Annotated in this window: 11 protein-coding genes; 4 read left to right on the forward strand and 7 right to left on the reverse strand. The window is 50.6% G+C overall.

The window, feature by feature from the left end; all coding sequences use genetic code 11:
- Positions 1–72: 72 nt before the first annotated feature.
- Positions 73–339 (reverse strand): GrxA family glutaredoxin, encoded by a 267-nt coding sequence (locus tag BZG75_RS11095; RefSeq protein WP_021022836.1) that lies wholly within the window; start codon positions 337–339, stop codon positions 73–75.
- Positions 340–588: 249 nt separating this feature from the next.
- Between BZG75_RS11095 and nfsA the strand changes: the two genes are divergently transcribed.
- Both nfsA and BZG75_RS11105 read left to right on the forward strand, forming a co-directional pair.
- The gene (gene nfsA, locus BZG75_RS11100; RefSeq protein WP_077576996.1) at positions 589–1,311 is read left to right on the forward strand and encodes an oxygen-insensitive NADPH nitroreductase; all 723 of its coding nucleotides are present in this window, start codon (positions 589–591) and stop codon (positions 1,309–1,311) included.
- 255 nt (positions 1,312–1,566) lie between these two features.
- Positions 1,567–2,169, forward strand: coding sequence for an acetate uptake transporter (locus tag BZG75_RS11105; protein ID WP_077460644.1), 603 nt, complete (start codon positions 1,567–1,569; stop codon positions 2,167–2,169).
- Positions 2,170–2,333: 164 nt separating this feature from the next.
- Here the strand turns inward: BZG75_RS11105 and BZG75_RS11110 are convergent, their stop codons facing one another.
- The 4 genes from BZG75_RS11110 to pabB form a co-directional block, all read right to left on the reverse strand.
- Positions 2,334–3,695 (reverse strand): L-serine ammonia-lyase, encoded by a 1,362-nt coding sequence (locus BZG75_RS11110; protein WP_021022833.1) that lies wholly within the window; start codon positions 3,693–3,695, stop codon positions 2,334–2,336.
- A gap of 225 nt (positions 3,696–3,920) precedes the next feature.
- On the reverse strand, positions 3,921–5,189 hold the full coding sequence (locus BZG75_RS11115; RefSeq protein ID WP_021022832.1) for a serine/threonine transporter: 1,269 nt from the start codon (positions 5,187–5,189) through the stop codon (positions 3,921–3,923).
- Positions 5,190–5,392: 203 nt separating this feature from the next.
- Positions 5,393–6,196: an NUDIX hydrolase gene (locus tag BZG75_RS11120; RefSeq protein ID WP_077460641.1), complete on the reverse strand. Its 804-nt coding sequence runs from the start codon at positions 6,194–6,196 to the stop codon at positions 5,393–5,395.
- 9 nt (positions 6,197–6,205) lie between these two features.
- Complete coding sequence (gene pabB, locus BZG75_RS11125; RefSeq protein WP_077577023.1) at positions 6,206–7,591, reverse strand: aminodeoxychorismate synthase component 1; 1,386 nt, start codon at positions 7,589–7,591, stop codon at positions 6,206–6,208.
- A 307-nt stretch (positions 7,592–7,898) separates the two neighbouring features.
- Here pabB and BZG75_RS11130 point away from each other — a divergent pair, with 307 nt between their 5' ends.
- Positions 7,899–9,416, forward strand: a complete 1,518-nt coding sequence (locus BZG75_RS11130; RefSeq protein WP_025744813.1) for a fumarate hydratase — start codon at positions 7,899–7,901, stop codon at positions 9,414–9,416.
- A 159-nt stretch (positions 9,417–9,575) separates the two neighbouring features.
- On the opposite strand, the gene BZG75_RS11135 is transcribed toward BZG75_RS11130, so the two are convergent.
- Together BZG75_RS11135 and BZG75_RS11140 are read right to left on the reverse strand one after the other, a co-directional pair.
- On the reverse strand, positions 9,576–11,207 hold the full coding sequence (locus tag BZG75_RS11135) for an ABC transporter ATP-binding protein (protein ID WP_077576998.1): 1,632 nt from the start codon (positions 11,205–11,207) through the stop codon (positions 9,576–9,578).
- A gap of 502 nt (positions 11,208–11,709) precedes the next feature.
- On the reverse strand, positions 11,710–13,065 hold the full coding sequence (locus BZG75_RS11140) for a dihydroorotase (protein ID WP_077577000.1): 1,356 nt from the start codon (positions 13,063–13,065) through the stop codon (positions 11,710–11,712).
- A 201-nt stretch (positions 13,066–13,266) separates the two neighbouring features.
- On the opposite strand from BZG75_RS11140, the gene hinT reads away from it, so the two are divergent.
- On the forward strand, positions 13,267–13,617 hold the full coding sequence (gene hinT, locus BZG75_RS11145) for a purine nucleoside phosphoramidase (protein ID WP_077460639.1): 351 nt from the start codon (positions 13,267–13,269) through the stop codon (positions 13,615–13,617).
- Positions 13,618–13,632: the final 15 nt, after the last annotated feature.

The following is a 13,632-nucleotide window of genomic DNA, read 5'->3' on the forward strand; positions in this document are numbered from 1 at the left end:
CTCGATATATCAACGACCGCCAAAAACAAAAAAACCAGCCAATGGGCTGGTTTTTATCGATGGTTCACCCGATTAGTCTTGGAACAGGCCGAGATTTTCTTTGGCGTAGGCTTCAAATTCGGTAAAGCCGCCAACGTGCGCTTGATCAACGAAAATCTGTGGCACGGTTTCAACCGGTTTGCCGACGGTTTTTTCCAAATCCGCTTTGCTGATGCCTTCCGCGTGAATATCGACATAACGGTAGTTAAAGTCATCACGGTTGGTTTTAAGATCTTCCGCTAGGTCTTTGGCGCGAACACAAAAAGGGCACCCTGGGCGACCGAAAATTACGACGAACATATTCATCTCCTTTGGCATTAATGTTGTTACTATGCCTGATAGGCGATGGAGAGAAAAGACGAATTTCCCTTTTGCACCGATAGGCAAAACCGATTGCTGTGAACGTCTATACCGAATCGCACGACCGGCGGGAGATCACGGGTGGTATGGCCGCAGAGCGTCGCTATTGTGTTGATTGCGCGTCGGCCCATAAAGGTGTACAACCAGCTCATCCCTCTTGTACGGCTCAACGTCTAATAAGGAAACATAATGAACCCAACGATTGAGACATTACTTTCTCACCGCTCTATTCGCAAATTTAGTCAAGCACCCATTTCGTCAGAGCAACTGAGCCAGATTATTGATGCCGCGCGCTCGGCGTCGAGCTCAAGCTTTTTACAATGCACCAGTATTATTCGTGTGACCGATAGCGACAAACGACGTTTACTGGCGGAATACGCGGGCAACCAAGCGTATGTAGCCGACTGCGCCGAGTTTTTGGTGTGGTGTGCGGACTTTCATCGTCATGAGCAAATCAATCCCAATGCCAAGTTGGGCTTTACTGAGCAAACGTTAATTGGCGCGATTGACGGCGCAATCATGGCGCAAAATGCGATGGTCGCAGCAGAGTCCATGGGTCTTGGCGGTGTGTATATCGGTGGGTTGCGTAACCAACCGAATAAAGTCGCCGAGTTGCTGGATATGCCTAACCATGTGTTGCCATTATTCGGTATGTGCTTAGGCGTACCTGCACAAGATCCTGAAACCAAACCGAAACTACCGGCCAGTCTTATCGTTCACGAAAATCGTTATCAGGCGATTGATGAAGCGGCGCTAAGTGACTACGACAACCAAGTGCGCGAGTATTATCAAACACGTACAGGCGGCAATAAAGACATGAGCTGGAGCGAACAAGTGTCTGCCACATTGGAAAAAGAAGCGCGTCCGTTTATGAAAGAATTTCTGCATAGTAAAGGCTTTAGTACTCGCTAACGCGCTATGCTTGAACAATTGAGTGAAAAAGCAGCATTTTGCTGCTTTTTTATTATCAAAAAACCGGAATTGCCCAGTTTTATTGGCTATTTTGGCTCTCTTGTTTATGAAAGCAACGCTAAGCGCTAAAAGTTATTTACATCTAGTCTGTAACCCGTAATATTGCCGCGTTTTTGCGCGTGATAATCACTTCTATCCGTGGTTTTGGGCGCTTATTTTGAGTATTGATAGGTTTTTTTAATAAGTAGGGCACTGATGGAAAACAAACTGGCAAATCCTGCCCCTTTAGGGCTGATGGGTTTTGGAATGACCACGGTATTATTGAACATTCATAATGCAGGGTTTTTTCCGATTGATAGCATGATTTTGGCGATGGGGCTGTTTTATGGCGGCTTAGCGCAGGTGATTGTGGGGATCATGGAATTCAAAAAAGGCAATACGTTCGGAACAACCGCGTTTACCTCTTATGGGTTGTTCTGGTTGACGCTTGTTGGCCTGATTGTGATGCCAAAAATGGGTCTGGCTGACGCAAGCCCTGCTGCCTTTATGGGTTGGTATTTGGTGTTGTGGGGTGTGTTCACTGGATTTATGTTTATTGGCTCATTGCGCTATTGCCGTGCTAAACAGTTTGTATTTGGTAGCCTGACTATCCTGTTTTTCTTACTCGCGGCGCGTGATTTTACCGGCAGTACACTCATTGGCACCATTGCCGGATTTGAAGGGATTGTGTGTGGCTTAAGCGCGATGTATTTTGCGATGGCGCAGGTGCTTAACGAGGAATATGGCCGTACCGTACTTCCGGTTGGTGAGCTAACACGTGATGCGAAAAAGCCTGCGATGGCCACCCACGCGGCTTAAATCATACCTGTGAGGGCAGTGGAAAACACACTGTCTGTTTGCGGTGTAAACGCAGATAAAAAGGCCCGGTGACGTGATGTCCCGGGCCTTTTTGATGGTTTTGATCAGCAATATAACGCGTTACTTTTCGATAGCGTGTGGCTACCTGGTGTGATTCTCTGGGATTAGCACATCACGGTGACAGCTAGGCCACCTTGTGATGTTTCACGGTATTTGGCGTTCATGTCTTTACCGGTTTCCATCATGGTTTCGATCACTTTATCTAACGACACCCGTGGCTCGGAAGAACGTTGTAGTGCCATGCGTGATGCATTGATCGCCTTCACCGCCGCAATGCCGTTACGCTCAATACACGGCACTTGCACCTGTCCAGCGACCGGATCGCAGGTAAGGCCTAAGTTGTGCTCCATTGCGATTTCAGCTGCCATACACACCTGGTGCGGATTACCGCCCATAAGTTCAGCCAAACCGGCGGCGGCCATTGAACACGCGACCCCGACTTCACCTTGGCAACCCACTTCTGCCCCAGAAATAGACGCGTTTTGTTTATATAAGCCGCCAATCGCACCGGATGCAGCAAAGTAGCGGGTATAGGTTTGCTTATCGACCGGCTCAATAAATTTATCGTAGTAGGCGAGGACGGCAGGAATAATTCCGCATGCCCCATTCGTTGGCGCGGTTACAACACGACCACCGGCGGCGTTTTCTTCGTTTACCGCAAAGGCAAACATATTGACCCAGTCCACTACCGACATGGGATCGATGTTGTATTTTTCGGTGGTTTTGAGCTGGTGATGCAACGCAGCGGCTCGACGAGGTACACGCAATGGACCGGGCAACACGCCTTCGTTTTCCATACCACGGTACATACACGCTTGCATGGTTTTCCAGATATTGGCGAAATAGGTGTCAATTTCTGCTTGGCTATGCATGCTACGCATGTTGGCCATCACTAAGCCGCTGATAGAAAAACCGGTTTCTTGCGTCAGTGCGAGCAAGCCGTCTGCGCTATTAAAGTCGTAAGGGACTTGCACCGCTTGCATGGCAGGCTGACCAAACTCGGCTTCTTCAACAATAAAGCCGCCACCAATGGAGTAGTAGGTTTTGCTCAGCACGCACTCATCGCCTTGCCAAGCATGAATACGCATGCCGTTTTCATGCAAGGAGAGGTTAGTTTGGTGAAAGTTCATGCCGCCATCACGCAAAAAGGTGACGACATGCTGCTGTTCGCCCAACGGCAATTGCTCTGTGTCTTCGACACGTTTAACAAAGCTAGGGATCGCGTCGATATCAACGGTTTCAGGGCTGTTGCCTGCGAGGCCCATAATGATCGCGATGTCGGTGTGGTGGCCTTTGCCTGTTAAAGACAAAGAGCCATAAACGTCAACCGTCACGCGGTCGACGTCGGTCAGGCGTTGGTTAGCAATAAGCGCATCAACAAAACACTGGCCGGCTTTCATTGGGCCAACAGTATGCGAGCTGGACGGGCCAACGCCAATCTTGAAAATGTCAAAAACACTGATCATGTGTTTACCTCAGTCAATGCCCTAAGGGCAATGGATTTAGTGTTTACGCCATCCGTCCATGGTATTGACTGTGCTGGCAATGCCGGTGGCTTGCCATAATGAAAGGAGCAGCGTTCACTGCTCCTGGTTATCCCGCAAACATCGATGAATGCGGCTGGGATTAATGCCCCAGTAACAGCAGTCCTATAGCACCTGCTGCGCGCGCTGATTAACGGTCATGATTAATTAAAAAAGCATGCCGTACATAATCGCTGAAATCGCGACCAAGCCCATGATAAGAACAAAGGCGTTACTGATTGTACCTGAATACTTCTGCATTGCTGGCACGTTTTTCACAGCATACATTGGCATAATAAACAGGATGGTGGCAATGATAGGGCCGCCAAGTGATTCAATCATCCCCAAAATACTTGGGTTTAGGGTCGCCACCAACCAAATGGTGAGGATCATGAAGACCACGGTAAACACGTCAATTTTCTTGCGGTTGATCGGTTTACCTGCACCACGCAGCGTTTTCACGACTAAGCCATTTAGACCTTCACGTGCGCCCAAATAATGGCCGAAGAATGAAGACACAATCGCGACAAAGGCAACCAATGGGCCCAAGAAGGAAATAAATGGGCTCTCATGCTTGTTGGCAAGGTAAGACAAAATCGCAATGTTCTCTGCTTTGGCCGCTTCCAGGTCCGCTGGTGTCAGCGACAGGACGCAAGAGAATACAAACAACATCACAAAGCCAACCAGCATCGCTGCTGCGCGCATTAGAATTTGGCCAGACTTTTGTTCTGCATCATCACCATGATCGCGACGTTGTGCCAATGAGAAAGATGAAATCGCTGGGCTGTGGTTAAACGCAAATACCAGCACCGGAATCGAGATCCAAAGAGTGATGGCAAAATCGCCAGCTGAGGGCACTTGCGACAGGGCGGCGGTGTTCCACTCTGGGATAAGATAGAGCGACATAAATACTAAGATGGCAACCAGCGGATAAACCAAGAACTGGGTGACACGCAACATCATTTTCTCGCCCAGAAGCATGATAGCCATCATTCCCAAAATCAGGGCCAGTGACAAAATTGCCCGCGGTGGTGATGCCATACCAAGCTGGTTAACCAAGAAGGAATCAACGGTGTTGGTGATGCCGACACCGTAGATCAGAACAATCGGGTAAATCGCGAAAAAGTACAACAGGGTGATGATTTTACCCGCGCCGACGCCAAAGTGCTCTTCAACCACTTCTGTGATATCGCTGCCTGCGTTTTTGGACGAGAGCACAAAACGAGACAAACCACGGTGAGCAAAAAAGGTCATCGGGCCAACTAATAAGGTCATCACAACCAATGGCCAAAAACCGCTCATCCCCGCATTGATGGGAAGAAAGAGGATGCCGGCTCCAACAGCGGTGCCAAAAAGGGAAAGCGCCCAGGTTGTGTCTTGTTTGGTCCAGCGCGGGCGCGTGGTTGCGCGGGTACCAGTCGTCGAGGTTGTTTGCATAACAATACTACTCACATTGTAGGGAACAGGAATCAGGGAAGGCGAATTCTGGCGATTTCCACGCAGAAAACCAAGCGCTAGATCGCGATATGAAAAGGCGCGCCCGGACTATTGCACCAAAATGTGACAACTATCAATAATAGAAGCGCTTTAGTGCGATTAAGTAGGCAGGTGTGTACGGTTTTGTATTGGATAAATATGCATCAAATTGCGCCAAATTCCATAGTATTGGTAGGGTTTATGGTGCGATTGACCGGAAAGTGAAACAGCGTGAGTTGACTGATCAACGCGCGTAACAGCTGGGCAGTGGCTCCCCAAACAAGATGATCGTGATGATAAAACGCACTCACAGGGTGCCATTGTCCGTCGATTAAAAACGATTGTTCTCGGATGTGGCCGGGATAACACAAGGTATCTAAGGGCACTTCAAAGCAGGCGGCCACTTCATTGGGATCCAGACAAGGCTGATAATCGGGATCCACCCAGGCAAGCACCGGATGAATATAATAGCCCGTCACCGTGGGCAAGGGACACAAGTGGCCAATGACAGCGTCGCGTGTGACGCGAATACCGGTTTCTTCCCACATTTCACGGGTGGCGGTGGCAATATTATCGTGATCGATAGACTCGCGTTTTCCGCCCGGAAAGCTCACTTGTCCCGGGTGATGTTTTAGGTGACTGGCGCGTTGGGTTAACACCAAATGAATGCCTGACGGCCTAGGCACCAGCCCGATCAATACTGCGGCGGGTTGAAAATCCGCCCCACCGAGAATGCGCGGAGATAGCCGCACGCGATTGAGAATACGGCTGTCGTGGCGCGCTAAAGGGGTGAGTGAAAATGCACGGACCACGTCGGTCGGTGATAGTCGCGTGGCCGCACCGTGATCAGCGAGGAAACACTCTCCTTCGTAGCGCGGCCAAAACCCAGGCACTGTCTGTATTGTATTGCCCAGGGGGGAGACATTTAGGGGTGAGAAATACGCCTTGTCAGCGGTGAGTAACTGCATCCACTCTCCTTAATCCTGAATAGGTGTGCCCAATGCCTCATCTTCTGCCAGTACGGGTAAAATTCGGCTCACTTTATCGAGCGTCTCCTGATATTCGGCGTCGGCTTGGCTGTCAGCAACCAACCCGCCACCTGCCCAAACATGAAGCTGTCCTTGATGACCAACCAACGTACGAATGGTAATGCTGGTATCCATTCGTCCACAGCGGCTGATATAGGCAAAGCTGCCACAATAAACATGACGACGATGGGGCTCGAGTTCTTCAATGATTTCCATTGCCCGCACCTTTGGTGCCCCGGTAATTGACCCGCCAGGAAACGCGGCGCGCAGCAAATCGAGTGCTGTCTTGTCGTCGGGTAAGCGTCCAGTCACTGTACTGACCATGTGGTGGACAGCAGGAAAACTTTCTATATCAAAGAGTTTAGGCACAGATACGGAACCTGGCGAGGCAATGCGACCAATATCATTGCGTAATAAGTCTACAATCATCAAATTTTCGGCGCGATCTTTTTCAGCCGACTTCAATGCTTGGGCGCGTTGTGCGTCTTTTTGTGGATCGGGATCGCGCGGGCGTGTGCCTTTAATGGGTTTGGTTTCTATCTGTTTGTCGTGCACCGATAAAAAGCGCTCAGGCGAGACCGACAACAGGGCGCTGTCTTGCAGGCGAATAAAGCCCGAAAACGGCGCGCCGTTGTTCGCGGCCAATTTGCGATACGCGTGCCACTCGTCGCCCTGATAGGGCGCGGAAAAGCGTTGAGCAAGATTGATTTGATAGCAATCGCCCGCGTGTAAATACGCTTGGACGGTGTCGAACTTTTGGCCGTATTGTTGCGCGGTCATGTTGGCCTGCCAAGGCCCGGTGAGAGAAAAGGGTACCGGCGAGGTTGGCGCGTGTTGCTCGGTTAGCCACTGCCATCGTTGTTGGCTATTGGGTGCAATCACCACCGCTTGGCGCTGATGATGATCGATCACCACCGCCCAGTCATAGAGCCCGACCGCCATATCCGGCACCTCGAGCTCGTCTTTCGCCAATGCCGGTAGCACTTCCACCCATCGACCGAGATCATAGCCAAAGTACCCCAAGGCGCCACCAATAAATGGCCAAGGTGCTATCGGATCCGCGGTGGGTAAAAGCTTGGCCTGAAGATCGGCCACCCAGTGAAAAGGGTCTTGCGTGTGGGTGGTGGTTGTGCCATCTGCGTAATAGGTTGTCACCTGGTTATAACGCGCAGTAATGGTGGCAACCGGATCGGCGACCAAGATATCGAAACGACTGTCTGGGTGGGTTCGCGTGGCCGAGTGGAGCAGCATCGCCCAGGGCTGGTGGGCAATCCGATCAAAGAGGGTCACCGCAAGATCCGGCGTATAATCGATGGGCGTCGTTGTCAGTGTCATGGCATTTTGTCGCTGCATTGTTCTTTTTGTGATCACGGTTGAAGCGCTGTGTGGCGCGCGAATAGCGCTAAGCGTATCATAGCTAGGCCTTTTCCGGCATGGGCCAACACAAATAACCAAGCAACGTTGTTGCCATTATCACCTTCTATAATTCGATGAGGCAACTTGGCTACATGCGATTTACATCTAGCGTCAACTGGCAATCGAGCGCTATTCGAAAATTGATCGCCAACCGATAATAACGAGGGGAAAGCTCCCCCACACTGGATACCCGCTTTGGGTCCTGCAAATGACACCAGAGGCAATGATGACCACAATTAAACAGCAAGACGTGATCGAAAGTGTTGCAGATGCCCTGCAATATATCTCTTACTACCATCCCCTTGATTTTGTACAAGCCCTTGAAAAAGCGTACAACAAGGAACAAAGCCAGGCGGCAAAAGACGCCATTGCGCAAATTCTGATTAACTCCCGCATGTCGGCGGAAGGTAAGCGTCCTATTTGCCAAGATACAGGTATTGTCACCTGTTTTGTCAAAGTGGGCATGGCGGTGCAGTGGGATCGTCATGATATGACGGTGCAAGAAATGGTCGATGAAGGGGTACGACGTGCCTACACTAACCCTGACAATCCGCTACGTGCCTCCGTGGTTGCCGATCCGGCCGGTAAACGCCAAAACACCCGCGATAATAGCCCTGCGGTGGTGCACATCGATATGGTGCCGGGCGACGCGGTGGACATTCAAATTGCAGCCAAAGGCGGTGGTTCGGAAAACAAAACTAAGATGGTGATGTTGAATCCATCTGACGATGTGGCTGAGTGGGTTGAGAAAACATTGCCGACCATGGGCGCGGGTTGGTGCCCACCGGGTATGTTAGGTATTGGAATTGGTGGCACGGCCGAGAAAGCCGCCGTATTGGCCAAAGAATCGCTCATGGAGCACATTGATATTCAAGCGCTTATCGACCGTGGTCCAAGCAATGCGGATGAAGCACTGCGGTTAGATATTTTTGATCGGGTGAACAAGCTGGGTATCGGTGCCCAAGGCTTGGGCGGCCTGACCACGGTAGTGGATGTGAAAGTAAAAACCGCGCCCACCCATGCCGCTTCTAAGCCGGTATGCTTGATCCCGAACTGTGCCGCCACACGCCATGTTCACTTTACGCTTGATGGCTCAGGCCCAGCCGAATTGGCACCACCAAAACTGGACGACTGGCCACAGGTCACCTGGGAAGTGGGGGATAACGTCCGCCGTGTTAACTTAGATACCGTGACCAAAGAAGACGTGCAGAGCTGGAAAACCGGCGAAACTGTGTTGTTATCAGGTAAGATCTTGACCGGACGCGACGCCGCACATAAACGCTTACAAGAAATGCTGCGCAATGGCGAAGGCCTTCCCGAGGGCGTCGACTTTAACGGCCGCTTTATTTATTACGTTGGCCCTGTCGATGCGGTGGGGGATGAGGTAGTCGGTCCAGCAGGCCCAACCACCTCAACGCGCATGGACAAATTTACCGATATGATGCTGGCAGAAACCGGACTCACCGGCATGATCGGTAAGGCTGAGCGCGGTCCTGCGGCGGTGGAATCGATTAAAAACCACAAAGCGGTGTACCTCATGGCGGTCGGCGGTGCCGCGTACTTGGTATCAAAAGCGATCAAAAAAGCGCGCGTGGTCGCGTTTGAAGATCTCGGTATGGAGGCCATTTACGAATTTGAAGTGGAAGACATGCCCGTGACCGTAGCGGTTGATGCGCAAGGGCAAAACGCGCACCAGATTGGCCCGGATACCTGGAAGGTGAAGATAGCTGAAATGGATGATTAATCCGTCAATTGGACCTGTTCGGCTTAACGCCAGTTTGCGTTAATGAGAAGACGTTGAGTCGGGCGGAGCCTAAGCGGATAGACGTCATAAAAAATGCGCCAATTTGGCGCATTTTTTGTCTACCGATCGATGTTGCCCGTTTGGACATCACTGCGTGGGCTAAGCCACTTCCTCTTCTTCCAGATCGAACGACGCGGCAATCAGGTTACGCGTGTATTCGTGTTGCGGGTGATGGAAGATTTCTTCTGGTGTGCCCGCCTCCATGACTTTGCCGTTTTGCATGACCATGACGCGGTCTGATAGCGCACGAACCACACTCAAGTCATGGCTGATAAACAGATAGCCAATATTGTGACGCTGTTGAATGTCTTTCAACAAATCAATCACGGTCAACTGCACTGAACGGTCCAATGCAGAGGTTGGTTCGTCGAGTAAGATAAACGCAGGATTCAAGATCAAGGCGCGTGCAATCGCAATTCGCTGACGCTGACCGCCTGAGAACTCGTGCGGATAACGGTTAATCGCGGAACTATCGAGACGTACTTCATAAAGGGCATCTTTTACCCGATCGAGACGCTCTTTTTTGTCGAGCTCTGGAAAGTGAGTGCGCAAGCCCTCAGCCACAATTTCACCGACCGTCATGCGGGGTGACAGTGAGCCAAATGGGTCTTGGAACACCATCTGCATATCGCGGCATAGCGCTTTATTCTCACTGTTTTTTATTTCGTGGATATCGTGACCTCGAAAACAGACTCGGCCTTCGGCAACGGGCAACAAGCGCATAATTGCGCGGCCCAGGGTCGATTTACCCGATCCAGACTCGCCCACGATACCTAAGGTCTCGCCACGGCGTAGCGATAAGCTAATGTCGCTCACCGCTTCAAAATAGCGTTTGTTGCCGCCAAAGAAGTCAGCACCAAGGAAATACTTGATGGTGACATTATCCACGGTTAGCAAGTTTTCTGAATCCTCGTTGACAGCCGCTTTGCGACCACGCGGTACCGCGTCAATCAGCATTTTGGTGTAATCTTCTTGCGGATTATCGAACAAGGCTTTGGTGTCGTTGGTTTCAACCACTTCACCTTTACACATCACCACAACGCGGTCGGCTAAGTGTTTCACCACGGCCAAGTCATGGGAGATAAACATGATCGCCATGCCCATCTTTTGCTGCAGTTCGCCAATCAAGTTCAATACTTCGGCTTGTACCGTTACATCCAGGGCCGTTGTTGGCTCATCGGCGATCAGCAAGTCAGGCTCATTCACTAGGGCCATAGCAATCATGATGCGTTGCAATTGGCCGCCTGAAAACTCATGCGGGTATTTTTGCAATGCGCTAGTGGGGTTAGGAAGGTGGACTAAATTAAGGAGATCGATAATCCGCTGCTTGGCCTTGTCTGACGTGGTGCGGTGGTGACACTGAATGGCTTCGGTTAACTGCTCGCCAACGCGCATATACGGGTTCAGTGAAGTCATTGGCTCTTGGAAAATCATCGCGACACGATCACCGCGCATTTTCTGAATTTGCTTGGTCGACAAGGTCAGAACATTGGTATCGTTAAAGCTTACTTGCGATTCAGGTATTACCACAGCGTTATTGGGCAGCAGGCCCATCACGGCACTGCTAGAGACCGATTTACCCGATCCTGATTCGCCAACGACAGCCACGGTTTCACCGGGCATGATGTCAAAGCTTACGTTTTTAACGGCATCGACCATACCGTCGTTGGTAGTAAATGACACGCTCAAGTTTTTGACACTGAGCAGTGGCTTAGAAGCAGATGAAGACATCATCACCTCACTGGTTGATTATTCGACGTCCCGAGCTTGCCGGTGCCTTCTGCACGACAATAACGTGCATAATATGGACTGCGGCGATGGCTCGATGATTTGGGTTACGCCTGCTGGATTACCGAGCAAACGTGAGTCATTCATGTGGGGTCATCATTGCTTGCGATGGCTTTGCAATGTACGCCCTGATGCGGATATCAGCCAGCTGGTGCCTTTGAACGGCTTACGCCAGTGGAAGAGGTAGGATACGAGTGTCGCGATAACCGAAAGACGCTTAAGGTTACCTCTCCTTGCGAACACAGCTTTTCAACATCATCCGGTGTTGAAACCAAGCAGCGTGAATATCCATATATCAACAACACAATAAACGATTCGGATATAAAAGCAAATCGTTATTATAAGCAAGGTTTGTGATGTGAGAGTTTGACCGAGCAGGCAAAAAGAAAAGCGCGCGACGGATTCGTTTTGGTGTCGCGCGCGTATCGATTAAGGGTTACGTCGTTTAGCTGCGGTCGAACGCTAGACGCGTGGAGTAACGATTCTCACTGTGCTGACCGTGCTCAAACGCGACTTCGCCATTAACGAGAGTCATCTCAATGCTTGACCCAAAGGTGTGGCCGTCAAACGGTGACCACTGGCACTGATAAAAGAGATTTTCTTGGCTGACTGTCTGAGTTTGGTTCAGATCCACCAGTACTAAGTCGGCCCAGTAGCCTTCACGAACGAAACCGCGCTCTTTCACCTGATAGCGAACAGCCGGCGCATGAGCCACTTTTTGTACCACCAACGGCAAATCAAAAATCCCGCGATGATAAAATTCTAACGCCACTTGCAAGGCATGTTGCACTAAGGGCAGACCGGCTGGGGCGCTGAAGTAGGTATTTTGCTTCTCTTCAAAGGTGTGCGGCGCATGATCGGTGGCAATTACATCGATAACCCCGTCTTTCACCGCTTGAATGAGCGCTTGCTGGTGGTGCGCCTCTTTGATCGCAGGATTACATTTGATCAGTGTCCCTTTGCTGTCGTAGTCGTCGCGATTAAAAAACAGGTGATGAACACAGGCTTCGGCAGTGATTTGCTTTTGCTGCAAGGCTTCTAGGGTTTTAGCAGGCTCAAACTGGTACAGCTCGTCTTCGGTCGTCAGATGCAATACATGCAAGCGTGTCCCGTGTTTTTTGGCTAAGTTAACCGCCAGTTGCGACGATTTTAAGCACGCTTCTTTGGAACGAATATGGGCGTGCGCATCAATGGGGACGTCGTCGCCATATTTTTCCCGATATATGCCTTCCAGTTCATTGATCATTGGCGTGTCTTCGCAATGGGTTGCGATCAGCGTTGGGCAGTCGGCAAAAATCGCGTTCAGTGTTTCAGGATCGTTGACCAACATGTTCCCGGTTGACGCGCCCATAAATACCTTCACGCCACACGCAGCGTTGGGATCAAGACGACGGATCTCATCGATATTGTCGTTAGTAGCGCCAAGATAAAAGGCGTAATTGGCATGACTGGATTGTGATGCGCGTTGATACTTTTCTTCCAGTGCCTCTCGCGTAGTGGTCGGCGGGTTAACGTTGGGCATTTCCATGTAGGTGGTGATGCCGCCGGCAACCGCGGCTTTCGATTCAGTGGCAATGGTGCCTTTTTTCGGGAAGCCAGGTTCACGAAAGTGAACTTGGTCATCAATCATTCCGGGTAATAGGTGTTTACCGGTTGCATCAATCACGCGACAATCGGCGGCCGCAGGGGCACTGATGTCGCGAGCAATCTGGCTAATGCGGCCATTTTCGATCAGTACATCGGTCTCAACAACGTGTCCCTCGTTGACGACAGAAGCGTTTTTGAAAAGCAGGGTGGTCATGGTGTGATCCTTACATGTCAATGCATCGGTGCTATGGTAACGCAATCGATTACTTGATTCAGCCCCTGTTTTTACCGGGGATTGACGGATATTTCACCGCGCATTGACCGAATTGTTGCACATTCGTACCGTTAGCATATTGCCCTTCATTGGGGGCTGCCGCATACTTGGCCGACACACAATCATAAAAGGGAATCGACCATGGCGGAAGAAACTATTTTCAGCAAAATCATTCGCAAAGAAATCCCCGCGGATGTTGTCTATCAGGATGAACTTGTTACTGCCTTCCGTGATATTAATCCGCGCGCGCCGGTTCATGTGCTTATTGTACCCAACAAATTGATCCCAACGACCAATGATGTGGAGCCAGATGATGAGCTCGCGCTCGGGCGTATGATTACCGTGGCCAAGAAAATTGCAGCGGACGAAGGGGTTGCCGAAAACGGCTATCGTTTGATCATGAACTGTAATCAACATGGTGGCCAAGAGGTCTATCATATCCACATGCATTTAGTGGGTGGGCGAGCGCTTGGGCCCATGGTGGTGGGTTAACACATTAAATATGAA

The organism is Salinivibrio sp. AR640 (assembly GCF_001995405.1).
Classification (GTDB): domain Bacteria; phylum Pseudomonadota; class Gammaproteobacteria; order Enterobacterales; family Vibrionaceae; genus Salinivibrio; species Salinivibrio costicola.

Bases quoted from the DNA above. Each gene is read 5' to 3' on its own strand.
- BZG75_RS11095 (WP_021022836.1), bottom strand. From the start codon at position 339: ATGTTCGTCGTAATTTTCGGTCGCCCAGGGTGCCCTTTTTGTGTTCGC.
- nfsA (WP_077576996.1), top strand. From the start codon at position 589: ATGAACCCAACGATTGAGACATTACTTTCTCACCGCTCTATTCGCAAA.
- BZG75_RS11105 (WP_077460644.1), top strand. From the start codon at position 1,567: ATGGAAAACAAACTGGCAAATCCTGCCCCTTTAGGGCTGATGGGTTTT.
- BZG75_RS11110 (WP_021022833.1), bottom strand. From the start codon at position 3,695: ATGATCAGTGTTTTTGACATTTTCAAGATTGGCGTTGGCCCGTCCAGC.
- BZG75_RS11115 (WP_021022832.1), bottom strand. From the start codon at position 5,189: ATGCAAACAACCTCGACGACTGGTACCCGCGCAACCACGCGCCCGCGC.
- BZG75_RS11120 (WP_077460641.1), bottom strand. From the start codon at position 6,196: ATGCAGTTACTCACCGCTGACAAGGCGTATTTCTCACCCCTAAATGTC.
- pabB (WP_077577023.1), bottom strand. From the start codon at position 7,591: ATGACACTGACAACGACGCCCATCGATTATACGCCGGATCTTGCGGTG.
- BZG75_RS11130 (WP_025744813.1), top strand. From the start codon at position 7,899: ATGACCACAATTAAACAGCAAGACGTGATCGAAAGTGTTGCAGATGCC.
- BZG75_RS11135 (WP_077576998.1), bottom strand. From the start codon at position 11,207: ATGTCTTCATCTGCTTCTAAGCCACTGCTCAGTGTCAAAAACTTGAGC.
- BZG75_RS11140 (WP_077577000.1), bottom strand. From the start codon at position 13,065: ATGACCACCCTGCTTTTCAAAAACGCTTCTGTCGTCAACGAGGGACAC.
- hinT (WP_077460639.1), top strand. From the start codon at position 13,267: ATGGCGGAAGAAACTATTTTCAGCAAAATCATTCGCAAAGAAATCCCC.